The organism is Tenacibaculum larymnensis (assembly GCF_028829235.1).
Taxonomy (GTDB): domain Bacteria; phylum Bacteroidota; class Bacteroidia; order Flavobacteriales; family Flavobacteriaceae; genus Polaribacter; species Polaribacter larymnensis.
In genome coordinates, this window is record NZ_JAIWJY010000002.1 from 83906 (window position 1) to 108968 (window position 25063).

Consider the following 25063-nt stretch of genomic DNA (forward strand, 5'->3'; position numbering starts at 1 on the left):
TGATTTTAGAATGGAGAAAACTAAAACAGCAATTATTTTTGGAGGTACTTCAGGTATTGGAAAAGGGCTTGTAGAAAAACTAATACAAGAAAATTATATTGTAGCGGTAACAGGTAGAAGGTTCGAAAAACTAGAAGAACTGAAGAAAAAACATCCAAGTCAAGTACTCATTAAGCAAAATGATATACAGCAAGTAGATGAGGTTGAAAAAGTGTTTAATGAGATAGTAGAAGAATTAGGAGAAGTTCATTTAGTGATACAATCTTCAGGAGTTGGTTTTGTAAATCCAAAGTTGAACTGGGATAAACAAGAACAAACCATAAACACGAATGTTTTAGGAGTAACAAAACTATATGCTTTAGCTTATAAATTATTTAAAAAACAAGGTTTTGGTCATTTAGTGGGAATCTCATCTATAGCATCTATTAGAGGAAATAGAGCAGCTCCAGATTATTTCTCTTCTAAAGCATATCAAAAAGCATATTTAGAGAGCCTGTATATTAAAACAAAATCCATCAAAACAAAGAAAGTTTTTATTACGGATGTACGTCCAGGATTTGTGGATACAGCAATGGCGTTAGGCGATGGTATTTTTTGGATGGTACCTCTAGAAAAAGCGGTTAATCAAATATATTCAGCAATAAAACGAAAAAAACGAGTAGCTTATATCTCAAAAAGATGGAGCTTGATAGCTTGGGTGCTAAAAGTTGTGCCAGCAAGAGTTTTAAAAATGGCAACATAATGAAGAAAGAAAACTTAATAGTGTTTGATATTGATGATACATTAACTAAAAGTGAAAACCATCATCAAGAAGCATATGTAGAAGCAATGAAAAGTTTTGGGATAACTAAGGTTAATCAAGACTGGAAAAGCTATGAGAATGTGACTGATAGTTATATTTTAAAAAAGAATTACGAAGTTAATTTTAATTCAACGTTTAATTTTTCTTTCATTCCTGAGTTTGAGGAAAAAATGACAGAATTATTATTGTCCTTCACAAAAACAGAAGAGATACAAGGAGCGGGAGAAATAGTTGATTTCTTTATGAAAGAAACCGATTATGCTATTTGTTTTGCAACGGGATCTTTATTAAAACCAGCGCTGATTAAATTAGAACAAGCAAATATAAACTTTGTACCAAAGTTAGTAGAATCCTCAAATAATTTGTTTACAAGAGAAGAAATAGTAAACTCAGCAATAAACAAAGCAAAAAACTATTTTCAAGTTCAGGAATTTAAAAATATTATTTCGGTTGGGGATGGTATTTGGGATTTAAGAACAGCAAAAAACTTAGGAGTAAATTTCCTAGGAATTAGAAATAAAAATCTATCAGACTTTAAACAAGAAGGAATTAAGAGTCATATTGAAGATTGGACAAGATTTAATTTTCAAAAAGTAAAAACAGAGTTACAAATCATATAAGTTATAAAAAATGAAAAAAAGAATTGAAGCAGTGCATGAATTTCATTCAGCATTTGGGTTAGGAATAAAAAATGAGCCAACAGCGAATATTGGAGAAGAACGAAACTTACTTCGTTTTAATTTAATGAAAGAAGAAAATGAAGAGTATTTAGAGGCTGCTCAAAATAATGATTTGGTTGAGGTAGCAGATGCTTTAGGAGATATGCTGTATATTTTATGTGGAACTATAATAGAACATGGAATGCAGCATAAAATTGAAGAAGTATTCAATGAAATTCAACGAAGTAATATGAGCAAGTTAGGTGAAGATGGTAAGCCTATTTATCGTGAAGATGGAAAAGTGTTGAAAGGACCTAATTACTTTAAGCCAAACATTAAAGAAATTTTAGATAAATAAAAAAAGCTCCTCATTGAGGAGCTTTTTTACATTTTGTTTTTCTATTTATTTACCCATAATTCTTTCTAATTCTGATGTTAATGTTTTTACATTACTAACCATTTTAATAATAATACCATTAGCATCTACAATTAAATGAGTAGGATATTGTTTTACTTTTAGTTTTTTAGCCATATAATCCTTTTGTTCAGGAATAGTTGGGTATTTAAACTCTTTGGTTTCTAAAAACTCAACAAGCTCATCTTTTTTATCAAAAGCCAAACTAACAAACTCTATTTTATCATCTTTGTACTTGTCTACAAGTTCATTTAATTCAGGAAACTCTTCAACACATACTTTACAAGTAATAAACCAACATTTAATTACTAACAATTTTCCTTTTGTATCCGCTTTATTGTGTGCTTTACCTTTTAAATCAACAAAATTGTAATCAGGAAGTTTTTTACCCTCCATTTTAAAATATTGATGTGCTATTGAAGCTTTACTAACAATTGATTTTTTAATTTTTTCGTCTGCAGAATTATCAATACCTGTAAGTTGATATTGTACTTTACCATCTTTTTCAGATTTAACAGGGATGTAAGCACCAGTACGAAGCAAGGTTAAAAAGATTCCTTTTTCCATAACAGCTTCCTCATCATCTAAAGGAATAAAAGTAGACATTAAATCAATGTTTTCCTTTGTGTAAGATTCCCAGTTGTCAAAACTTTTCTGAATATTTTCAGTGTCAATAGAACCTGAGTTAGCTGAAGATTCATTAACAGTTGAGTTTTCTTCAGGAGCTTCCTCTCCTTCCTCAGAAGAAGTTTCCACAGGAGCAGTAACCTCACTACTTTGAGCTATGATATTATTTTCATTTTCTAATGAATCAGAATAAAAATCTAATCCAAAAAATGAAATAGCAAAACCAACTCCTATCGATAATAAAGCAGGTATAATATTTCTCATTTCTTTAGAATTTTTTGTTAAAATAACCTAATTCTGTTTACTAATATAGCTTTTTTAAATGAAATGATTAAATTTTAACTCTCCAGTTATGCTTGTCCTCTAATTTGTTATACTGAATATTAAGTAGTTTTTCTTTAAAGAAAGAAGCATAAGAATCACTTATTTCAGGTAATTCAAAAGAATCATTTTGATGTTTAAAACCTTTTATAGGGTTAATTACAGCAGCAGTACCAGAACCAAAAATTTCTTTTAGCTCCCCTTTTTTTGCTGCTTCTTTAATTTCAGCAACCGACACTCTTCTTACTTCAGTGTCTATATCATAATCTTTAGCAAGCTGAATGATTGATTTACGAGTAACTCCATCTAAAATACGATCATTAGTTGGGGCAGTTACAAGTTTGTCTCCTATTCTAAAAAAGATATTCATAGTACCAGCTTCTTCAAGATACTCATGTGTATTAGCATCTGTCCAAACAATTTGTTGATACCCTTCTTTATGTGCTAAACTGGTAGGATAAAACTGTGCTGCATAGTTACCAGCAGCTTTTGCGAATCCAACACCTCCATCAGCAGAACGACTATATTTTTCAGCAAAAAGAACACGAACCTCACCAGCGTAATATGCTTGAGCAGGCGAACAAATAATAATAAACTTGTATTCTTCAGCAGGAGAAGCAGCGATTGCACCTTCAGAAGCAATAATAAATGGACGGATATATAATGAGTTTCCAATACCCTTTTTAATCCAAGCATTGTCTAACTCAAGAAGTTTTTTTAACCCTTCAAAAAATACATTTTCAGGAACAGGAGGCATCGCTAAGCGAGCACCAGATTTATTAATTCTATGAAAGTTTTCATCTGGACGAAATAAAAACACATCATCATTATCATCTTTGTAAGCTTTCATGCCTTCAAAAACAGCTTGTCCGTAATGAAAAACTCTAGCCGAAGGTTCGAAAGATAAAGGTCCGTAAGGCATAATTTTAGGTGTTTTCCATTCTCCGTCGGCAAAATCACAGACTAACATATGGTCAGTAAAAGTGCGACCAAATGCTAAGTTGTTAAAATCTACCTTATCTATTTTTGACTCTTTTATAAGCTCAATATCAATATTCATTGTGTTGTTGTTTTTAGAAGTGCCACGAAGATACGAAATCTAGTGGTATATTTTAAGTTTAGCATCTTGCTAGAAGAAATATAAGTATATTTGTTGAATGTTAATTTTAAAATTTTGAAAATGAAAAGACTACTAGTTTTTGCTATGGTTTTGAGCATAGCATTTATTTCTTGTAAGGTTGAAAAAAAGAATGAAACACCTGATGTAAACAATGCTAAAGAACAAAAAGTAGAATATGCATCATTTGGAGAAGAAATTTCAGACGGAGAAGCTATTTCTGCTAAAGAAATGCGAGCTAAATTCAAAAATTTAAAAAAAGGAGATACCCTAAACATAAAATTCGCTTCAACAATTAATGAGGTATGTAAGAAAAAGGGATGTTGGATGAAGTTAGATTTGGGCGAAGAACAAGAATCAATGGTACGTTTTAAAGATTATGGTTTTTTTATGCCTTTAAATGCAGATAATAAAGAGGTGATAGTAAATGGTAAAGCTTTTGTTACTGAGATTTCTGTAGATGAATTACAACATTATGCTAAAGACGCAGGAAAATCGGAAGAAGAGATAGCAAAAATTACAGAACCAAAATATACTTATGCTTTTGAGGCAGATGGAGTATTAATGAAGAAATAATGAAACAATTAATTATTGTTTTATTGATGTCTTTGGCGCTTTTTTCTTGTAAAGAGAAAAAGGAAGAACAAAAAGAAGAACTTATTATGTATCAATCTTCAGAAATGGCAGCTTTAATGAATGCTATGTATGAAGGAAATATGACAATTAAGAATAAGATTCTAGAAGGAGAATCAATAGGTGAATTTCCTGAAAATTACTTGAATATTCACTCTGCAGTTTTAACTGATCCAGCAGATAGGAATGTAAGTTTTGAAGCTTTTTCAAAACAGTATATTCAAAATTTACAGCAAGTGTATTCGGGATCAAAAGATTCTTTAAAACAAAATTTTAACCAAGCAGTAAATAGTTGTATTGCTTGTCATAAAACAACTTGCACAGGGCCAATACCAAGAATTAAAAAGTTACTGATTAAATAGTTTAGTTATAAAACGAGAAATTATCATAACGTCCGATGGTTCTACAACCATTCATTTACCAGATTGGAATGAGCAATATCATTCTAAGCATGGCGCAATACAAGAAGCATATCATGTATTTATTAGAAATGGACTAAAGTATGTAGATACTAAAAGTGTTTCTATTTTAGAAATAGGTTTTGGTACAGGACTCAATTGTTTTATTACGCTTTTAGAAGCAGATAGAAATATTGATTACGTTGGTGTTGAAGCTTATCCAGTAGCCAAGGAAGAAGTAGAGAAACTGAATTATGTTTCAGAGTTAGAGGCAGGTGACAAACAAGACCTTTTTGATAAAATTCACGAAGTTTCTTGGGAAGAAAAGCACAATATTACTCCCAATTTTTCATTGACTAAGCGTAAACAGTTTTTTGCTGAAGTTACTGATGAAAATCAATTTGATTTGATTTATTTTGATGCCTTTGGAGCAAGAGTACAACCTGACTTGTGGACAGAAGATATTTTTAGAATTATGTTTGCTGCGTTAAAACCAGAAGGGGTTTTAGTAACTTACTCAGCTAAAGGAAGTGTACGACGAGCAATGCAAGCAGTAGGGTTTGATGTAGAGCGCTTACTTGGGCCTCCAGGAAAAAGAGAAATGTTACGAGCTACGAAAGTAGGCGAGTAATATTCAGCGTAGCTAAATGCTTTGTAGAACTAAAGTTAGGAAGTAATACTTTAAGTAATCGGGGTAAAAATTAGAAAACAAACAGATGGAGTTTAAAAGACGTTTCGGTAATCGAAAAAGAGGAAATCCTAAAAGAGGATTATTCTTAGGAATTTTATTAATTATTGTATTGTATTTGTTTTTCAATGCAGAAAAAATCCTTGGAAGATTTTTATAAATGAAACCATTTCAATTTAAAGAGTTTGCGGTACATCAAGATAAAACGGCAATGAAAGTTGGTACCGATGCAGTATTGTTAGGTGCATGGTGTAATTTAGGAGATTATCCAGATACAATGCTAGATGTTGGTTCTGGTACAGGTGTTATTTCATTAATGTTAGCACAACGAAGTGACGCCATGACGATTGATGCGGTAGAGGTGGATGGAGATGCTTATGAACAAACTGTAGAGAATTTTGAGCAATCAGATTGGGGGGATAGGCTCTTTTGTTACAATGCTTCTTTTGTAGAATTTGCAGAAGAAATGTCTGAGGAAGAAGAAGAGTATGATATAATTGTATCCAACCCACCATTTTATACCGATAACTACGAAACAGAAGATGTTGCGAGAAATAAAGCACGATTTACGAGTTCGTTGTCTTTTGAAGACTTATTAAAAGGAGTGAGTGAAATATTGTCCGAAAATGGAAGATTTTCAACCATTATACCATTCAAAGAAGAAGAAAGCTTTATTGAACTAGCTAAAAAGTATAAATTATACTTAAACAGAGTTTGTCGAGTAAAAGGAACTCCTACTACTGAAGTCAAACGTAGTTTATTAGAGCTATCGTTTACTGAAAGTTCGATACAAGAAGAAGAATTAATTATAGAAATACAAAGGCACCAGTATACTGATGCCTATATTAATCTTACAAAAGATTTTTATTTGAAAATGTAATTTTTAGCGATTAATTTAATGTTAACTAAACTCTTGTTGTGAATAGTGTAGTTCTTCTTTATCTGTTTTTATAACAGCAATAGGGTTTTTATTTTCGTCAATAGCAACAAAAGTAAATTCACCTTCAATGGCTTTTTCTCTATGTTGAGAGTACATCTGTTCAGTGAAAATTTTAACGGTAACTTTTAAACTTTTGTTACCTATGTAACTCACTTTTCCTACTAATTCAATAATAGTTCCAGCAGGAATAGGTTTTTTAAAATCAATTTTATCACTACTTACGGTTACAACTTTTTGTCTGCAAAATCGTGTTGCAGTAATAAAAGCAACTTCATCCATTAATTGCATGGCAGTTCCTCCGAACAGTGTATCATAATGATTGGTTGTATTTGGAAATACGGCTTTGAAAATTCGTGTTTCCGATTGTGTTATTTTTTCTTCAGTGGTCATTTTTTATTTCTTTAGTATGATTAGTGCCCGAACATGATAGTATTCAGGCACTTTTTAAACCATTATTGATTTACAGTTTCTAAGGTGTTATTATTGTAGCTTAATGAAGCTTCTTTTGCGGATGAAACCATAGCAAGTAATGCTTTTTCAGTTTCGTCCCAATGTCTAGTTTTAAGACCGCAATCTGGATTTACCCAAAGTTGAGAAGCTGGAATAACTTTTTGAGCTTTGTGTAGTAACTCAACCATTTCTTTGGTAGAAGGAACTCTAGGTGAATGAATGTCATAAACTCCTGGACCAATTTCATTTGGATATTTAAAATCAGCGAAAGCATTTAATAGCTCCATTTGAGATCGCGAACATTCAATTGTAATCACGTCAGCATCCATATCAGCAATGTTCTGAATAATGTCGTTAAACTCTGAATAACACATGTGTGTATGTATTTGTGTGGAATCATCTACACCACATGATGAAATTTTAAAAGCTTCAACAGCCCATCTTAAATAATTTTCCCACTCTGATTTTCGTAAAGGAAGTCCTTCTCTTATAGCTGGTTCATCAATTTGGATAATTCGGATACCTGCTTTTTCAAGATCAGCAACTTCATCGCGAATAGCTAACGCAATTTGTTTGCAAGTAACTGAGCGAGGTTGATCATCACGAACAAACGACCATTGTAAAATAGTAACTGGGCCAGTTAACATACCTTTAACCCATTTGTCAGTTAAAGATTGAGCATATTGCGACCAATAAACAGTCATTGGATGAGGTCTGTAAACATCGCCATAAATAATAGGAGGTTTTACACAACGACTACCATAACTCTGAACCCAACCTTTTTGGGTAAAGCTTACCCCAGCAAGTTGTTCACCAAAATACTCTACCATGTCGTTTCGTTCATATTCACCATGAACTAATACATCAAGATCTATTTTTTCTTGCCATTGAATGGTCTTTTGAGTTTCCTTTTTAAGTAAATATCTATATTCCTCACTACTTAAATTTCCCTTTTTATACTGAGCTCTCCAGCTTCTTACCTCTTTGGTTTGAGGGAATGAACCAATAGTTGTGGTAGGGAATAATGGTAAGTTCAATACTTTTTCTTGCGCTTCTTTACGAATTGAAAACTTATTTTTTCTTTGAGAATCTAATTTAGTAACAGCTTTAACACGCTGTTTTACATCATTGTGATGAATTAATGTAGAGGATTTTCTACTAGCTATAGCTTTTTTGTTTTCTTCAAAAGCAGTTAAAACAGTTTCATCAGTCGTACTTTCTGATAACGTTTTTAACAAACTCACCTCTGTAAGTTTTTGTTTAGCGAAGGCAAGCCATTGTTTAATTTGGCTGTCTAAAGATGTCTCTAAATCTAAATCACATGGGGAATGTAATAAGGAACAAGATGGAGCTATAAAAACTCTGTCAGAACCTAATTTATCAGTAGCTTTTTGGATATGTTGCAACGATTTTTCAAAATCATTCTTCCAAATATTTCTACCATCTACAATACCTAATGATAGGGTTTTATTTTCAGGAAGTGTATTCAATACATCATCTAATTGTTCTTCACAACGAACTAAATCGATGTGTAAAGCGTCTATAGGTAGTGTGTTAGCTAATAAGAGATTGTCTTTTAGGCCTTCAAAGTAGGTAGTGACTATAAACTTTAGTTTAGGAAACTTTTTTCTAATCTCATTATAGACAAATTGATATGTTTCTTTGGCTTTTTCGTTTAAATCTAATGCTAAAAAAGGTTCGTCAAATTGAATCCATTCAGCGCCTTGTACTTGAAGCTCTTGTAAAATTTCAATATAAACAGGAAGTAGTTTTGAGGTTAAATCTAATTTATCAAAACCTTCCTCTTTTTCTTTACCTAAAAGAAGGTAACTAACTAAACCGATAATTACAGGTTTGGCATTGATGCCTGCTTGTTTAGCTCCAACAAACTCATTAATAATTTTGTTAGAAAATAGTTTAAATTCCTGATTTTTATAAAACTCTGGAACGATATAATGATAATTAGTGTCAAACCACTTAGTCATTTCCATAGCAGTGATATCAAGTTCATCCTTCTGATACCCTCTTGCCATGGCAAAGTAAAGGTCCAATTCAGAGTTTGAAGTTTTTAAAGCTACTTCATTGTAACGTTTAGGAATTGCACCAACAGTAAGTGTCATATCTAATACCTGATCGTAATAAGAAAAATCATTACAAGGAATAAGGTCTATTCCTGCTTCTTGTTGTGTTTTCCAGTTTTGTTGACAGATGTTTCTTCCTGTTTCAAGAAGTTCCTGTAAACTAGTTTTGCCCGACCAATATTGCTCGCAGGCTTTTTTGAGTTCTCTGTTGCTACCAATACGCGGGTAACCAAGAATGTGCGTTTGCATTTCTTTTAACTTTTATAATTAAACATTAATTTTAAAAGCTCTTTTAGATGCTTCGCAATGCTAAAAAACGATGTGATGTTTGAGGAAAAATAATGACATACCAAAAAAGCACAGCATTTCATAGAAGAAAGTGTGCGTTAAAATATATCATCGGTATGACCCAAAAGCTTCAAATCGCGAAAGCATTGTCAATATCCGAATAGGCAGGTCTCCTGACTTATAACAGTTTTTATCATCCTTCCCGCTTATGGCAGTGGATATACTAGGATAAAAACCTTTGGTGTGTTACTTACAGTTGCGCGACAGTTCGTGATTTGCACACGATTCCCTATTAATCTACAGCTAAGTAAAACCTTTCCGGTTGATGAAGTATGTAAAGAACTTATCGGGGTAAATGTATGTATTATTTTTTTAGAATAGAGAATAAAAAAAGCACCAGTATACTGATGCTTCTTGAGTTTTAACAAGATTTTAAATTTTGTTATTTTTCCCAGTTTTTAAGTTGATCCAGATATAAGTAGCTTTCAATAAATTTTCTATGTTCAGTATTTGTCATGATTTCGAGTAGTTCTAAAGCTGAAATATAACTTGCTAAATTTCCGTTTGAAGATAAAAATTTACCATCTTTAATAAAAGTTACCAAGCTGTCGTTTTGAACTTTTAAATTAGGGTAATCTTTTTGTAGTTGCTCACCACCACCAATCCATGTTACAATTTTATGACCATCAGCTATACCAGATTTACCAATTAAATTAGCACCAGCACAATTACTAACAGTGTATTGGGTCTCTTGATTTTTTGTTTTTATAAAATCTACAACTTTATTGTTGTGTACTTGTGCGTACATGTCGTAAGCGCTTGGTACAAATAAAGCTGCTAGTTTAGGACAATTATCAAAAGTATAGTCAGGAACAAAATGCATTCCTTCTTCAGTAGTAATTGGTTTAGCTGTTTCAGCTATAGTAACTACATTAAAAAGTTGTTTGCCTTTTTTGTCTACTTTACCAAAAACATCAGACGTTGCTATAACTTCTCCTTGTAAAACTCCGTTAAACATTAAAAGTCCAATAGTTGGTAGATCAGGATTAAATGGTTTTAGGTGTTTAGTTAGTGTATCAGTTGGATATAGAACTTGTTCAACTTTTTCAGCTTTGTTATCTGTTTTCGATTTTTCTGAATTACAACTAACAGTAATAATTGTAAAAATTAGTAGTGTGATAATACTTAAATTTTTCATGCGTACTTTATTTAGTATCTCTTTGAGTAGGTTTAATAATCATTCTAAAATATTGGTCTTTGTATATGTAGTAGCCTAACCAGTTGTATAGAGTTCTTACTTTGTTTTTAAAATTTACAAGCCCCATGATATGTACAAAAATCCAAATTAGCCAAGCAACAAAACCTTTTAAGGATTGTTTTTGACCAGGGAAGTCAAGTACAGCCTTATTTCGTCCAATGATAGCTAAAGATCCTTTGTCGTTGTACTGGAAAGTTTTCCATTTGCCATCTTTCCTTTTAAGGTTTTTAGCTAAGTTCTTTGCCTGCTGTAATGCCGGTTGCGCTAATTGTGGGTGTCCGTTAGGATAGTTGTTGTCACCTAAGATTAAGGCGCAGTCACCTAAAGCATAGATGTTATCATATGAGTGTACAAGGTTAAACTGATTTGTTTTTAGTCTTCTACCAGGACCAAAACTTTCTTTTGAAAAGCCATCAAATGTTTTTGCAGATACACCAGCTGCCCATATAAGGTTTTTAGTATGTATTTCTTCTCCGTTTGATAAATACACGGTTTCGCCATCAAAGTCATTAACCATTGTATTCATTGTTAGCTTAACACCTAGTTCACTTAATTTTTTAGAAGTGTATTCTTGTGCTTTTTTAGACATTGGAGCTAAAACAGAATTTTGGCCATCAATAAGATGTATTTCTCCAAAGTCATTTTTGTCTAGTTCGGGGTAATCTTTTATGATGATAGAAGTTTTTATTTCAGACAAAATTCCTGAAAGTTCAACTCCAGTAGGTCCAGCTCCTGCAATTACAAAAGTTAAACACTTTTTTCTTTCCTCTGGATTATGGATTCTAGTAGCACGGTCAAATCGAGTTAAAATTACATTTCTAAGAGATAAGGCATCACTAATAGTTTTCATAGGTAAACTATACTTTTGAATGCTTTTATTTCCAAAAAAATTAGTCTCTGTACCGGTAGCCATTACTAAGATATCATACTCTATATCTCCATTACTTACCACAATTTTGTTTTCTTCTGGGACAACTTTTTCAAGGGTGCCAAGTCGAAAACGGGCGTTTTTAAATTTTCTTAAAATTTTTCTGAATGGATAGCTAATTGCAGATGGCTCCATAAAACCTGTGGATACTTGGTAGATTAAAGGAGGAAAGAAATTGTAGTTGTTACTATCTACTAGAATAATCTGATAATTTTCTGAATTTCCTAATCCTTTTATAAGTTCTAATCCAGCAAAACCGCCGCCAACAACGACGATTTTTTTCATATTTTTCATAATGCTATTATGCCCTTAAATTAATATAAGTACAAAGGTAGTTAAGAAGATTTCAGTAAAAAATAAACTAGCTTAAGAAATGTTACTTTCTTTTAATTTCACTTAAGTATTCAGGGGTTAACCCTAAAAAGCTGGCTAATGAATATTGAGGAACTCGTTGTACAAACTCTGGGAAGTCTTCTCTAAATCTAAAAAACATTTCTTCCTTAGAGTAGCTGTTTATGTATTTTAAGCGCATTAAAGCAGCTCCGTAAGCTGTTTCATAGATGCTTCTAAAATATTTTTCTAGTAATGGGAATTTGCTTAACAATTCATTGTATTTCGAAAAGGAGATTGATAAAATTATAGAGTTTTCAACTGCCTCTATAGTAAAGTTAGAGCGTTTTTGATTTTGAAAAGCTAAAAAGTCAGTTAGCCACCAACTCTCCAAAGCAAATTGTGTAGTTTTTTTGTGACCTAAATCATCAATAAAATATAATTGTAAACAACCTTTAGCAACAAAAAATAGTTTATCACAACGGTTACTTGTTGGTAATAAAGTTTCTTTTTTCTTGTAGGATTGACAGTCAAAAAAAGAAAGTACTTCAGTTAATTCTTCTTCTGAAAGATTTGTGTAACTTTTAATATGATTTTTTAAAATGCTTTCAGCCATATCCTAGTGTAGTATTTAAAGGTAAAAATACTAACTTTATAAAGACTCTATTTAGTCTTAAAAGAAAAAGGCACCAAATACATTGATGCCTTTTGTGTTAGTTTAGAAAGGTTTTACCCTTTTATGCTTTCAGGGTTATATCCTAAGTAAGGCACTTTTTTTTCAACAAAATTAATTCCGTAATCTTCCAGCTCTTTTAAAATTGGTTCGTACACTTCTTTGTTGATTGGTAATTGTACACCAGGAGTTGTAATATCACCATTTAAAATACGCACGGTAGCCATGGCTACAGGTAAACCAACCGTTTTTGCCATTGCAGTATAGGTTTGATCATCACCTTTAATAACCATACTACTTTCTATTTGGAACTTGTCTTCTTTGTATTGGTATCCAAAAATATGGTGCATTACAATCATGTCTTTATCTTCGGCTTCAAGGGTCCAAGAATCCATCAATATTTTTTGTAAAATTTCAGCAGGAGTTGCATTTTTCAATCCTACTTTTTTATTTGGATTGAAGATGTCTAACTCTAAAAATTTATCCCACATTAAATCATCTTGATCAATCTTTGCATACGAACGGAATTTTAACTCTACAGAATCAGAAGGAGAATAAGCTAAGAAAAGATTTGTGAAATCGCGATAGCTCATATTCTCAGAGTCTTCAATAGTATACGTGTCATCAGTCATTCCTAATTGTACAAATACGTTCCAAGCACGAGAAAAACCAACTTTACGAATAGTTCCACGATACATGGTTTTAATATCTTCTAAACCATAAATGCTTCTATACTTTAAAGAGTCTCGGTTAGCATAGGCTTCAAATTTTCCACTACCATTAATAGTTAAAAATTCAGTTCTTCTAAATAACTTTTGGTATGGAATATACTTATAGGTTCCTTCTTGAATAAACATTGAAGCACCACCTTGACCTGCTAATACAACGTTTCTAGGATTCCAAGTAAATTTATAGTTCCATAAATTAGTATCACTTTCAGGAGCAACTAATCCACCACAAAAAGATTCAAATAATAACATTTTTCCTCCTTGTTCCTTTATACGATCAATAACTTGCATAGCACTCATATGGTCAATTCCTGGGTCAAGACCAATTTCATTCATAAACACTAACCCTTTAGCTTTAGCTTGTTCATCTAAAGCTTTCATTTCATCAGAAATATATGAGGCAGTAACCATGTGTTTACCATAAGTAATGCAATCTTTAGCTACTTCAATATGAAAACGAGCGGGTAACATTGAAATAACAATGTCTGCTTTTTGAATTGCATTTGAGCGTTCTTCTGCATTAAAAACATCTAATTGAATTGCTGTAGCGTTTGAATGATTGTTAACTTTAGATTGAGCACTTTCTAATGAAACATCACCAATAGTTATATGTAGGTTCTCTTCTGAAGATTTATCTAATAAATATTTTATAAGTGAAGAGCTTGACCTACCAGCACCAATTATCAATATATTTCTCATTATAATGTATTTTTGTTATCAATAAATTTTGAGGCGACAATATCGCTAAAAAAGTTTAAATTTAAACAAAAACTATAAAAATGTATAAAAATTTAACAACAGCAGGGGTTTTAGGAGTCGTTGCTGTTATTTTAGGAGCTTTTGGAGCCCACGCTTTAAAAACGAAATTAACACCAGAAGCTTTAGAGAGTTTTGAAACCGCTGTACGCTATCAGTTTTTTCATGTACTATTATTACTTTTTGTAAACATGTTTACTGAGTTTACAAACAAAGAAAAGAACAGAATTAGTTATTTCTTGATAGCAGGGATTTTATTGTTTTCAGGATCGATATATTTAATTTACTTAGCTAATGTTCCTGCAAAAGCAATTTGGTTTATAACACCTTTAGGAGGAATACTATTAATTGTGGGTTGGAGCCTATTAACATATAGCTTTTTAAAAAAAGTTATTAAAAGTTAAAGTTGATAAAATCTTTGTATCATTCATCTTTTTAATCAAAAAGAACTATTTTTGTCCAAAATTAAACACAACTAAAATCTTTTAAGATGACAAATCTTGATACGAAAACGATATCGTTAGATAACTTAGGCATAAAAGACGCTACGGTTCGTTATCAATTAACTTCAGACGAGTTACACGACATCACTATTGAAAAAGAACAAGGAGTAGAAACTAGTTTTGGAGCATTGGCTGTTAAAACAGGTGAGTTTACAGGTCGTTCTCCAATGGATCGTTTTATCGTTAAAGACGATATAACTAAAGACCAAGTTTGGTGGGGAGATATAAACATCCCTTTCGATTCAGAAAAATTTGACAAGCTATACGATAAAGTAACAAACTATTTATCAAATAAAGAGGTATTTGTACGTGATAGTTATGCATGTGCAGATGAAGATTACAAACTAAATATTCGTGTTGTAAACGAATATCCTTGGAGTAACATGTTTGCACACAACATGTTTTTACGTCCTACAGCAGAGGAGTTAAAAAACTTTTCTCCAGAATGGACAGTAGTAAACGCTCCAGGTTTTATGGCTGATCCAGAAGTAGATGGGACACGCCAACACAACTTTGCTATCTTAAACTTTACTAGAAAAGTAGCATTAATTGGAGGTACAGGGTATACAGGAGAAATTAAAAAAGGAATTTTCTCTGCGTTAAACTTTATTTTACCAGTATTTAAAAACACGTTACCAATGCACTGTTCTGCAAACGTTGGTAAAGATGGTGATACTGCTATCTTCTTCGGGTTATCAGGTACAGGTAAAACTACTTTATCTACGGATCCAAATCGTAGTTTAATTGGTGATGATGAGCATGGTTGGACTGCTGAAAACACAATCTTTAACTTTGAAGGTGGTTGTTATGCAAAAGTAATCGACTTATCTCAAGAGAAAGAACCAGAAATTTACGGAGCAATTAAAAGAGGAGCAATCCTTGAAAATATTGTGATGGATGATAAAGGAAATGTGGATTTTGCTGATACATCAATTACACAAAATACACGTGTAAGTTATCCAATTTATCACATTGAAAATATTCAAACACCATCTAAAGGTGCAAACCCAAAGAACATCTTCTTCTTAACAGCAGATGCTTTTGGAGTATTGCCTCCAATATCTAAATTAACACCAGGTCAAGCAGCATATCACTTTATTTCTGGATACACAGCAAAAGTAGCAGGTACTGAGGCTGGAATTAACGAGCCATTACCAAGTTTTTCAGCTTGTTTTGGAGCTCCATTTATGCCATTACACCCAACACGTTACGCTGAAATGTTAAGCAAGAAAATGCAAGAAGCAGGAGTAAACGTTTGGTTAATTAATACTGGATGGACAGGTGGTGCTTACGGTACCGGTAGCAGAATGAAATTAAAGTACACTCGTGCTATGATTACAGAAGCTTTACAAGGTAATTTAGAAAATGTTGAGTTTGTACAACACCCAATTTTTGGATTATCAATGCCAACTACTTGTGAAAATGTTCCTGATGAAGTGTTAAATCCAAAGCAAACATGGGCAGATAAAGATGCTTATGATGCAAAAGCTATGGAGTTAGCTAATTCATTCAGAAAGAACTTTGCTCAGTTTGAAGAAATGGCAAGTGAGGAAATTATTAAAGGTGGACCAATAGCGTAACCTTTAAAACATAAATACTAAGAAAGCATCCACTATGGATGCTTTTTTTATGAAAAATACTCAGTATTTTAGCAATAAATAAATTTTAGCATGTTTGTACAGGGAAATATAGTCGATATACAAAATAAACGAATCTTTAAAGGGGAGGTTGAGGTTAAAGAAGGAAAGATTATACAAATTAGAGAAGTAGAAAACACTTCGGATAACTATATTTTACCTGGATTTATAGATGCACATATTCATATTGAAAGCTCGATGTTAGTACCATCAGAGTTTGCAAAAATAGCGGTAACTCACGGTACCGTAGCTACGGTATCTGATCCACATGAAATAGCCAATGTGCTAGGAGTGAAAGGAGTTGACTTTATGGTTGAAAACGGAAAGAAAGTTCCGTTAAAATTCAATTTTGGAGCACCATCTTGTGTGCCAGCGACTTCTTTTGAAAGTGCAGGAGCTGTGATTGATTCAGAAGATATCAAAAAAATGATGCAGAACCCTGATATCAAATATTTAGCTGAGATGATGAATTATCCTGGAGTAATTTATCAAGATGAAGAAGTTTTGAAAAAAATAGCTTGGGCAAAACATTATAACAAACCAGTAGATGGACATGCACCAGGATTAAGAGGAGAGGATCTAGATAAATACATAGCAGCAGGAATTTATACCGATCATGAATGTTTTACCTATGAAGAAGGTTTAGAAAAGCTTCAAAAAGGAATGAAAGTCATCATTAGAGAAGGAAGCGCAGCGAAAAACTTTGAAGCGCTGATTGATTTACTTCCTAAATATTATGAGAACATGATGTTTTGTTCTGATGATAAGCACCCAGATGATTTGTTATTAGGACATATCAACCAATTATGTGAGCGTGCAGTAGCGAAAGGAATAGATGTTTTTAAAGTATTACATGCTGCTTGTATCAATCCGGTAAAACATTATAATTTGGATGTAGGAACTTTAAACGAAGGAGATGATGCTGATTTTATAGTAGTAAAAGACTTACAAAAGTTTAAGGTGTTACAAACCTATATCAATGGGGAATTAGTAGCCGAAAAAGGAGAATCATTCGTACAACATGTAGACTTTGAAGTACTAAATAATTTTGATACTGATAAAAAAAATATTGCTGATTTTGAGTTTCATTCAGCATCTGAAAAAATTCGAGTGATTGAAGCCTTAGATGGAGAATTAGTGACGAATGAAATAGAGGCGGATTCTTTAATAAAAGATGGAAATTTAGTTTCAGATGTAGAGAATGATGTGTTAAAAATGACCGTAGTAAATCGTTATCAAAATACGGAACCTTCAATAGCTTTTATTAAAAATTTCGGATTAAAAGAAGGGGCGATAGCGAGTTCTGTTGGTCATGATTCACATAATATTATTGCAGTAGGAGTATCTGATGAATTGCTTTGCAAAGCAGTTAATTTATTAATAGAAAATAAAGGAGGTGTTTGCGCGGTAACTGCATCCGAAGAAAAAGTAGTTCCTCTCCCAGTAGCAGGAATTATGTCAGATAAGTCAGCTATTGAAATAGGGAAAGCTTATGCAGAGTTAGATGTCATGGCAAAGAAGCAAGGAAGTAAATTACGAGCTCCATACATGACCTTATCTTTTATGGCATTGTTGGTAATTCCATCTTTAAAGCTATCAGACAAAGGACTGTTTGATGGAAACACATTTAAATTTACCTCTTTAGAGGTTAAATAACCTGAAGTTTGAAGACAGAAAAAATTATATTAGGGATTGACCCAGGAACTTCCATTATGGGATTTGGAATTATAAAGGTAGTAGGGAAAAAGATGGAGTTTGTCCAGATGAATGAACTACTCTTAAAAAAGTATGACGATCATTATTTAAAACTCAAAATTATTTTTGAACGTACTATTGAGTTGATTGACACCTATCATCCAGATGAAATAGCTTTAGAAGCTCCTTTTTTTGGTAAAAATGTACAATCAATGTTAAAATTAGGACGTGCGCAAGGTGTTGCCATGGCAGCAGGATTGTCAAGACAAATTCCTGTAACCGAATACGCACCTAAGAAAATTAAAATGGCAATTACAGGAAAAGGGACAGCGAGTAAAGAACAAGTAGCCCTAATGTTAAAGTCGTTATTGAACTTAAAAGAACTCCCTAAAAACTTAGATGCAACAGATGGATTAGCAGCAGCGGTGTGCCATTTCTATAATTCAGGAACTAAAGTAGGAGGTAAGAACTATACAGGTTGGGCAGCGTTTGTAAAGCAGAACCCGAAAAAAATTAGTTAATTATGAAAGAAGTTTTAGAGATTTTTTTGCAGAACCCAATCTTATTTTTGTTAGGTTTAGTTTTGATAGGAAGCTATTTCTTTTTCAAGAAAAAATTTGAAAACTTAGCAGATAAAGATGATATTTCTGATTTGACTAGAGAGGTGGAGAATGTAAAAAAAGAATTTAATGAAGATTTAGAAAAATTAAAAGTAAATTTAGAGATATTGAAGTCTCATAAAGTTAACCTAGTTAATGAAAAGAGAAAAACTATTTATGACTTTTGGAGCAGTATGAATTTGTTGACAGAGAAGTCTATAAATATATTTAACTATAATATTGATGATTTTGACAGTTACAACCATTTTAAAGGAGATATTAATAAATCATATGAGAACTTTACTTTAAATAGATATTCTTTTGAATTAAAACTTCATGAGTTTATAGATGAGGAGTTTAAGAGAATAATTGGAGACTTTTCTAAATTGATAATAAAAAAACATCTTTTACTTTATGAAATAGGTTTAGAAATAGTAGACTTTAAATTCAAACTAAAAAAAGATGAAGTTGAAATCAGTTATTATGATTCTATAGTAGATAAGTACTCGAAGTCTTCTAAAACCTACATGGATGAACTGTATCCAAAATTACAATTGATTAAAGAGAAATTAATTTTGATTACTGAAAGCTTACATAAATAATTTGGCAGGAATTTATCTACATATCCCGTTTTGTAAGCAAGCGTGTTATTATTGCGATTTTCACTTTTCTACCTCTTTAAAAAAGAAAGAAGAGCTGGTATCTTGCTTAGTAAAGGAATTGGAATTGCGAAAAGAGGAGTTGCAAAATGAAAAAATAGAAACAATCTATTTTGGAGGTGGAACTCCAAGTTTATTATCTATTTATGAAATAGAATTATTACTGAATACGATTTACAAAAATTATACAGTAATTGAAGATCCAGAAATTACTTTAGAAGCCAATCCAGATGATTTATCAGAGGAGAAAATAATTCAATTGTCTAGAACTCCAATTAATCGTTTAAGTATAGGAATTCAATCTTTTTTTGAAGAAGATTTACAATTAATGAATCGTGCTCATAATGCACAAGAAGCAAAAAACTGTTTGTCTTTAGCGACACGCTACTTTGATAATATTACCATTGATTTGATTTACGGAGTCCCGAATATGAGTAATGAACGTTGGAGAGAAAACCTACAAATTGCTTTTGATTTTGGAATTAATCATATTTCATCTTATGCATTAACAGTAGAGCCTAAAACAGCCTTAGACTCCTTTATCAAACAAGGAAAATACCCAGATGTTGATGAAGCTGTAGCAAAAGAACATTTTGATATTTTGATAGCGGAAACTGCTAAAAATGGATTTGTACATTACGAAATTTCAAACTTTGGAAAACCCAATTATTTTTCAAAACACAATACAAGTTACTGGTTAGGAAAAAAGTATATAGGAATTGGTCCGTCAGCACATTCGTTTAATAAAACACATCGCAGTTGGAATGTAGCTAACAATGTAAAATATATCAAAACTATTCAAGAAGGAAATCTCCCTTTAGAACAAGAGGAACTCACTAAGGAAGATCAGTTTAATGAATATTTAATGACAGGATTAAGAACCATTTGGGGAGTGTCGTTAGGAAAAATCACGCAAGAATTTGGAGAAGAATTCAGAAAGAGTCTCATTAAAAATGCTGAGAAATTTATTAATCAAGGTCTATTGGTTATAGAGAATGAATTGAACCAACCTGATTCTGACAACAATGTTAAGAAGGTTTTGAAAACAACTTCAAAAGGAAAGTTCTTAGCAGATGGGTTGGCTAGTGAGTTATTCATAATTTAGGTATATTTGAGTATGATAGCAACAATTGAATACAACTCAAGAAAACACAAAATAGATTTATCAAAACCGTTAGATATATCCATAGCTATTGACACTTCCAGGGAAAATGTAAATGCCTGGTATTTAGATGATCCGAAAATTTTCCCCGTTTCCGATGGAGATTGGGTAGGAAGTGTACAAAAAGGCGCTGATGTAAATTTTAATAATATACAGTTTAATCCGCATTCACATATTACACATACCGAATGTGTTGGTCATATAACAGAAGAAGTTTATTCAGTAAATAAAGAGCTATCAAAATTTTTCTTTTTAGCAGAAGTAGTGACTATTGCTCCAGAGCAATTAAAAAATAAGGATTTTGTAATTTCAAAAAAACAATTACAAAATGTTATAGGAAATAAAAAGCGTGATGCAATAGTCATCAGAACTTTACCGAACTTATCAGACAAAAAATCGATGCGTTATTCAAATACAAATCCAACTTATTTGTTAGAAGAAGCAGCGATTTATCTTCGAGAAAAAGGAATTGAGCACTTATTAATAGATTTACCATCGGTAGACAAAGAAAAAGACGAAGGAAAATTGTTAGCACATAATGCTTTTTGGAATACACAAGGAGAAATTAGAATGCAGTCAACTATAACAGAATTTATATATGTGTCCAATAAAATAAAGGATGGAACTTACTTTTTAAACTTGATGGTAGCGCCGTTTGAAAACGATGCTACACCTAGTAAACCTATTCTTTATGAACTACTTTAGTTATTATGATAAAAAACTATTACAGAATTTTAGGTAAGCATACTTATCTAAAATTCTGTAATGTTTTGTTGATATAACTCAGTAAATGTTTCTTTTTAGGGATCTCTATTCGTTCGGCGAGATTTACTTTATGTTTCATTTACATTATCAAAGATAAAGTAGATGTTGAAAGAAAAACAAAAATTAAGATTAAATGAAAGTTACTGTAGATGAACGGTTAAAATAAAGCTTTTAAGAGTATCGATAATTGTAAGAAAAATAAAATATAGAGTCTTTTGTAAAACCTATTTGTTTTTTTTATAGATTTACGACCATAAAATTACAACAATGACAATTTTTAATACATATAAGCAATGTAAATCGACTGTGGTAAGACACAGAAACGATCGGGCGATGTATGTATTATAGCTATGTTTATATAAAATATAATGATTACAAAAAGTCCGACTGAAAAGTCGGACTTTTTACTTTTATAACTAAAAACAACCACTAAACTTTAATTATATGAAAAAACTCTACTTTAACTATTTAAACACCTTTAAAGGGCTCTCAAACGAAGTTTGGTGGCTTTCATTAATAACTCTGATAAACAGAGCAGGAACTATGGTAATTCCTTTTTTATCATTGTACCTAACAAAAAGCTTAAACTTTACTTTAAAAGATGTGGGCTGGATTATGACCTGTTTCGGGTTAGGGTCTGTATTGGGGTCTTGGTTAGGAGGTAAGCTAACGGATAAAATAGGTTTTTATAAGGTGATGAAAACTAGCCTGTTTTTGACAGGAGTTCTTTTTATAGCGTTACAATTCGTAAATACTTTTGCAGGTTTTTGTTTAGGTATTTTCTTAGTAATGTTAGTAGCAGATACATTTAGACCAGCTATGTTTGTTGCATTAAGTACTTACAGTAAACCAGAAAATAAAACACGTTCAGTAACTCTAATTCGTTTAGCAATTAACTTAGGTTTTTCAGCAGGTCCTGCCGTTGGAGGATTAATTATAACCTCGTTAGATTATAGTGGATTGTTTTGGGTAGATGGAGTTACCTGTATTTTGGCAACAGTTTTACTGGTAAATGTATTAAACCCTAAGAAAGCAAAACCGTTAGATGAAACAAAAGTAGAGAATCCACAATCAGTATTTTCAGATAAGGCTTTTTGGGTGTTTTTTGTAGGAATGTTTGTTTTCGGATTTATTTTCCTGCAATACTTTTCTACAATGCCTTTATATTATAAAGACGTTCATCATTTAACAGAGTTAGAAATAGGTTTGTTAATGGGGCTTAACGGGTTCTTTATATTCTTATTAGAAATGCCACTTATTAAATGGTTAGAAGAAAGTAAGTATACCAAAGAGTTTTTAATGTTTTTTGGACTGTTACTAACAGGACTAAGTTTTGTAGTAATAAACTTAACAGGTTGGGTAGGAATTTTAATTGTAGGAATGTTACTGATGACTATAGGAGAAATGATTGCATTTCCTTTTTCAAATGCTTTTGTGATGGAGCGTGCAAAAAAAGGAAATCAAGGAGAATACATGGCATATTATAGCATTGCGTTCTCAATGTCACATATTTTTGGGCATAATTCAGGTATGCAATTAATAGATAATATTGGTTTTGATAATACTTGGAATTTTATGATTGTGTTATCAGCCATTGGAGTATTATTCTTGTTAATGTTAGTAAGAATTGTAAAAAGAGAAAAAGTAATCGCATGAACTTAAATCAAGTAACGATACCTTCTATTGATGTGAATATATCTGTAGAGTTCTATAAAAAACTAGGCTTGCATCTTATCGTAGATGCAAGTCCTAGATATGTTCGTTTTGAAGTACCAGATGGAGAAGCAACGTTTTCAATTCATCAAGTAGAAAAACTGTCTAAAGAAGAGGGAGTTACTCTCTATTTTGAAGATGATAATTTAGATGAGTTAGTAGAAGAATTACAACAAAAAGGAATTCAGTTCACTCAGTTACCAATAGACCAACGATGGTTATGGAGAGAAGCTCATTTGTTAGATCCTGATGGAAATAAATTAATTCTGTATAAAGCAGGCGAACACAGAAAAAATCCGCCTTGGCGAATCAAATAAGAAATAGAAGTTTTTATCTTTGAATATTTAATAAGAAAGTAGAAAGCATGAATATACAAGACGCACAAAAACAAGTAGATGATTGGATTAAAAATCACGGAGTACGTTACTTTAATGAGTTAACAAATATGGCGCAACTAACAGAAGAAGTTGGAGAAGTAGCTAGAATTATTGCGCGTCGTTATGGAGAACAAAGTGAAAAAGAAAGTGATAAAAACAAAGATTTAGGTGAAGAATTGGCCGATGTAATGTTTGTTGTGTTGTGTTTGGCAAACCAAACAGGCGTAAACTTACAAGAAGCCTTTGATAAGAAGCTAGATATTAAAACTAAAAGAGATCACGACCGTCATCACAATAACAAAAAACTACAATAAATGAGTCTCATAAAAAATATACAAAAAGGAAGTTTTTGGATTAATGTTTTAAAAGTAGGAACCCCATTTTTGATAATAGTAGCTGTCTTTTCTTTATTATTTAAAACAGGAGGGGCTATTTTTTCAGGAGACTTTGAAACTGTATACAATGTACATTTCGCGAATAAACAGTGGATTCGCTTTTGGCTAAGTAAAGTTGTAATCGCACTTATTTACAGTATATACATTGTAAATAAAAAAACGAAGTAGTTTTTTATGGATTTAAGATTAAAAACCGAAGAGTTTAAATCGGATACTCATATAACGATTTCAGGGTCAAAAAGTGAATCAAATAGATTACTGATTTTACAGCAATTATATCCCGATTTACAGATAGAAAATTTATCAGACTCTGATGATACACACCATTTACAAGGAGCGTTAACTTCTGATGATACAGTTGCAGACATTGGACATGCAGGAACTGCGATGCGTTTTTTAACTGCTTTTTTTGCAACTCAAGAAGGTGTTACAAAAATATTACAGGGTTCAGACCGTATGCACAACAGACCAATACAAATTTTAGTTGATGCTTTACGCAATTTAGGAGCAGATATAGAGTACGTTGAAAAAGAAGGATACCCGCCACTCAAAATATCAGGGAAAAAACTAACAAAGGATAAAGTTTCAATTAATGGAAATGTAAGTAGTCAATACATTTCAGCATTAATGCTAATTGCTCCAAGCCTGGAAAAAGGATTGGAAATTGAATTGATAGGAGAAATTACTTCGGTTCCTTATATCAACATGACTTTACAGTTACTACATCAATTAGAAATTAAGGCTGAATTTGAAGGACAGCTTATAAAAATCAAACCAAAATTAACTGTAAAAAAGCAAACAGTAGTTGTAGAGTCTGACTGGAGTTCAGCGTCTTATTTTTATTCGATTATAGCATTGAGTAAAGTAGGTTCCTCTGTGAAATTATCAGCTTATAAAAAAGATAGTTTACAAGGAGATAGTTGTTTGTCAGAAATATATAAACATTTTGGAGTAACTACTGTTTTTGAAGAAAATTCAATTCTTTTAACAAAAGAGAAAAAGCATAACTCAGAAGTATTAGAGCAAAATTTAAAAAATGCACCAGATATAGCGCAAACTATTGCAGTTACTTGCTTCGGGTTAGGAATTGCTTGTGATTTGTCAGGTTTGCACACATTAAAAATTAAAGAAACCGATCGCTTAGAAGCATTACGTGAGGAGTTAACAAAATTAGGAGCTGATATTTCTGTAACGAATGAAAGTTTACATTTAAAATCATCTTCAGAAATTAAAGAAAACATTCAAATAGCTACCTATAATGATCACCGAATGGCGATGGCATTTGCACCACTAGCATTAAAAGTTCCTATTGAAATTTTAGAAGCTGAAGTAGTAACTAAATCGTATAGAAATTTTTGGAAAGATATGCTTAGTGTAGGAATTCAGAATGTTACCATAAAATAATACGGTAATCGCTTGACAACCCCTATGTTGAAATTGTATATTTGCGATCGTTAAGAAAATTT

The 25063-nt window shown here is 32.0% G+C and carries 28 protein-coding genes and 1 riboswitch; of the genes, 20 read left to right on the forward strand and 8 right to left on the reverse strand.

All coding sequences use genetic code 11. The annotated features are described in order from the left end of the window. Window positions 1-10: 10 nt before the first annotated feature. Genes LCI24_RS03200 through LCI24_RS03210 form a run of 3 tightly spaced genes read left to right on the forward strand, consistent with a single transcriptional unit; the run spans window position 11 to window position 1819 of the window. Window positions 11-742, forward strand: coding sequence for an SDR family NAD(P)-dependent oxidoreductase (locus LCI24_RS03200; RefSeq protein WP_274639139.1), 732 nt, complete (start codon window positions 11-13; stop codon window positions 740-742). Beyond that, complete coding sequence (locus tag LCI24_RS03205; protein WP_274639140.1) at window positions 742-1422, forward strand: HAD family hydrolase; 681 nt, start codon at window positions 742-744, stop codon at window positions 1420-1422. Before LCI24_RS03200 ends, LCI24_RS03205 begins: the two co-directional genes overlap by 1 nt. A 10-nt stretch (window positions 1423-1432) precedes the next feature. Then, window positions 1433-1819 (forward strand): pyrophosphohydrolase domain-containing protein, encoded by a 387-nt coding sequence (locus LCI24_RS03210; RefSeq protein ID WP_028892423.1) that lies wholly within the window; start codon window positions 1433-1435, stop codon window positions 1817-1819. Window positions 1820-1864: 45 nt separating this feature from the next. Here the strand turns inward: LCI24_RS03210 and LCI24_RS03215 are convergent, their stop codons facing one another. Next, window positions 1865-2767, reverse strand: coding sequence for a TlpA family protein disulfide reductase (locus tag LCI24_RS03215; protein ID WP_274639141.1), 903 nt, complete (start codon window positions 2765-2767; stop codon window positions 1865-1867). A 67-nt stretch (window positions 2768-2834) separates the two neighbouring features. Then, entirely contained in the window at window positions 2835-3884 is a 1050-nt protein-coding gene (locus tag LCI24_RS03220) for a branched-chain amino acid aminotransferase (RefSeq protein WP_274639142.1), read from the reverse strand. Between the two features lie 120 nt (window positions 3885-4004). On the opposite strand from LCI24_RS03220, the gene LCI24_RS03225 reads away from it, so the two are divergent. The 5 genes from LCI24_RS03225 (at window position 4005) to LCI24_RS03245 (ending at window position 6540) form a co-directional block, all read left to right on the forward strand. Then, on the forward strand, window positions 4005-4517 hold the full coding sequence (locus tag LCI24_RS03225; protein WP_274639143.1) for a DUF4920 domain-containing protein: 513 nt from the start codon (window positions 4005-4007) through the stop codon (window positions 4515-4517). Then, a complete protein-coding gene (locus tag LCI24_RS03230) occupies window positions 4517-4936 on the forward strand; it encodes a hypothetical protein (RefSeq protein ID WP_274639144.1) in 420 nt (139 codons plus the stop codon). The genes LCI24_RS03225 and LCI24_RS03230 overlap by 1 nt, the downstream gene beginning before the upstream one ends. A gap of 7 nt (window positions 4937-4943) precedes the next feature. Next, entirely contained in the window at window positions 4944-5603 is a 660-nt protein-coding gene (mnmC2, locus tag LCI24_RS03235) for a tRNA (5-methylaminomethyl-2-thiouridine)(34)-methyltransferase MnmC2 (protein ID WP_274639422.1), read from the forward strand. An 85-nt stretch (window positions 5604-5688) separates the two neighbouring features. Further along, window positions 5689-5820, forward strand: a complete 132-nt coding sequence (locus LCI24_RS03240; RefSeq protein ID WP_274639145.1) for a hypothetical protein — start codon at window positions 5689-5691, stop codon at window positions 5818-5820. Next, a complete protein-coding gene (locus tag LCI24_RS03245) occupies window positions 5821-6540 on the forward strand; it encodes a tRNA1(Val) (adenine(37)-N6)-methyltransferase (protein WP_274639146.1) in 720 nt (239 codons plus the stop codon). Window positions 6541-6561: 21 nt separating this feature from the next. Here LCI24_RS03245 and LCI24_RS03250 read toward each other — a convergent pair whose 3' ends face one another. The 6 genes from LCI24_RS03250 to LCI24_RS03275 form a co-directional block, all read right to left on the reverse strand. Further along, window positions 6562-6990, reverse strand: coding sequence for an acyl-CoA thioesterase (locus LCI24_RS03250; RefSeq protein WP_274639147.1), 429 nt, complete (start codon window positions 6988-6990; stop codon window positions 6562-6564). Between the two features lie 62 nt (window positions 6991-7052). Then, on the reverse strand, window positions 7053-9380 hold the full coding sequence (gene metE / locus LCI24_RS03255; protein WP_274639148.1) for a 5-methyltetrahydropteroyltriglutamate--homocysteine S-methyltransferase: 2328 nt from the start codon (window positions 9378-9380) through the stop codon (window positions 7053-7055). Window positions 9381-9565: 185 nt separating this feature from the next. Further along, a riboswitch (cobalamin riboswitch) is annotated at window positions 9566-9752 on the reverse strand. Window positions 9753-9861: 109 nt separating this feature from the next. Continuing rightward, window positions 9862-10617: a DJ-1/PfpI family protein gene (locus LCI24_RS03260; RefSeq protein ID WP_274639149.1), complete on the reverse strand. Its 756-nt coding sequence runs from the start codon at window positions 10615-10617 to the stop codon at window positions 9862-9864. A 7-nt stretch (window positions 10618-10624) separates the two neighbouring features. Further along, window positions 10625-11899 carry an NAD(P)/FAD-dependent oxidoreductase gene (locus tag LCI24_RS03265; RefSeq protein ID WP_274639150.1) on the reverse strand — a complete coding sequence of 425 codons (1275 nt, stop codon included), beginning with the start codon at window positions 11897-11899 and terminating at the stop codon, window positions 10625-10627. An 82-nt stretch (window positions 11900-11981) separates the two neighbouring features. After that, the gene (locus LCI24_RS03270) at window positions 11982-12551 is read right to left on the reverse strand and encodes a Crp/Fnr family transcriptional regulator (protein ID WP_274639151.1); all 570 of its coding nucleotides are present in this window, start codon (window positions 12549-12551) and stop codon (window positions 11982-11984) included. 113 nt (window positions 12552-12664) lie between these two features. Beyond that, window positions 12665-14035 carry a saccharopine dehydrogenase family protein gene (locus LCI24_RS03275; RefSeq protein WP_274639152.1) on the reverse strand — a complete coding sequence of 457 codons (1371 nt, stop codon included), beginning with the start codon at window positions 14033-14035 and terminating at the stop codon, window positions 12665-12667. Window positions 14036-14115: 80 nt separating this feature from the next. Here LCI24_RS03275 and LCI24_RS03280 point away from each other — a divergent pair, with 80 nt between their 5' ends. The 12 genes from LCI24_RS03280 (at window position 14116) to LCI24_RS03335 (ending at window position 25001) form a co-directional block, all read left to right on the forward strand. Next, window positions 14116-14496: a DUF423 domain-containing protein gene (locus LCI24_RS03280; protein ID WP_274639153.1), complete on the forward strand. Its 381-nt coding sequence runs from the start codon at window positions 14116-14118 to the stop codon at window positions 14494-14496. Between the two features lie 86 nt (window positions 14497-14582). After that, window positions 14583-16175: a phosphoenolpyruvate carboxykinase (ATP) gene (gene pckA / locus LCI24_RS03285; RefSeq protein ID WP_274639154.1), complete on the forward strand. Its 1593-nt coding sequence runs from the start codon at window positions 14583-14585 to the stop codon at window positions 16173-16175. A gap of 90 nt (window positions 16176-16265) precedes the next feature. Next, window positions 16266-17888, forward strand: coding sequence for an adenine deaminase (gene ade, locus LCI24_RS03290; RefSeq protein ID WP_274639155.1), 1623 nt, complete (start codon window positions 16266-16268; stop codon window positions 17886-17888). A gap of 8 nt (window positions 17889-17896) precedes the next feature. Continuing rightward, window positions 17897-18448 carry a crossover junction endodeoxyribonuclease RuvC gene (gene ruvC / locus LCI24_RS03295; RefSeq protein WP_274639156.1) on the forward strand — a complete coding sequence of 184 codons (552 nt, stop codon included), beginning with the start codon at window positions 17897-17899 and terminating at the stop codon, window positions 18446-18448. A 2-nt stretch (window positions 18449-18450) separates the two neighbouring features. Further along, window positions 18451-19128, forward strand: a complete 678-nt coding sequence (locus tag LCI24_RS03300) for a hypothetical protein (RefSeq protein ID WP_274639157.1) — start codon at window positions 18451-18453, stop codon at window positions 19126-19128. Between the two features lies 1 nt (window position 19129). Then, window positions 19130-20290: a radical SAM family heme chaperone HemW gene (gene hemW / locus LCI24_RS03305; RefSeq protein WP_274639158.1), complete on the forward strand. Its 1161-nt coding sequence runs from the start codon at window positions 19130-19132 to the stop codon at window positions 20288-20290. A gap of 12 nt (window positions 20291-20302) precedes the next feature. Then, window positions 20303-21052: a cyclase family protein gene (locus tag LCI24_RS03310; protein WP_274639159.1), complete on the forward strand. Its 750-nt coding sequence runs from the start codon at window positions 20303-20305 to the stop codon at window positions 21050-21052. 504 nt (window positions 21053-21556) lie between these two features. After that, window positions 21557-22768 carry an MDR family MFS transporter gene (locus LCI24_RS03315; protein ID WP_274639160.1) on the forward strand — a complete coding sequence of 404 codons (1212 nt, stop codon included), beginning with the start codon at window positions 21557-21559 and terminating at the stop codon, window positions 22766-22768. Further along, on the forward strand, window positions 22765-23142 hold the full coding sequence (locus LCI24_RS03320) for a VOC family protein (RefSeq protein WP_274639161.1): 378 nt from the start codon (window positions 22765-22767) through the stop codon (window positions 23140-23142). Before LCI24_RS03315 ends, LCI24_RS03320 begins: the two co-directional genes overlap by 4 nt. A 47-nt stretch (window positions 23143-23189) precedes the next feature. After that, window positions 23190-23516 (forward strand): nucleotide pyrophosphohydrolase, encoded by a 327-nt coding sequence (locus LCI24_RS03325; RefSeq protein WP_073182681.1) that lies wholly within the window; start codon window positions 23190-23192, stop codon window positions 23514-23516. Then, window positions 23517-23765 (forward strand): hypothetical protein, encoded by a 249-nt coding sequence (locus LCI24_RS03330; RefSeq protein WP_274639162.1) that lies wholly within the window; start codon window positions 23517-23519, stop codon window positions 23763-23765. 6 nt (window positions 23766-23771) lie between these two features. Then, window positions 23772-25001 carry a 3-phosphoshikimate 1-carboxyvinyltransferase gene (locus tag LCI24_RS03335; protein WP_274639163.1) on the forward strand — a complete coding sequence of 410 codons (1230 nt, stop codon included), beginning with the start codon at window positions 23772-23774 and terminating at the stop codon, window positions 24999-25001. Window positions 25002-25063 lie beyond the last annotated feature (62 nt).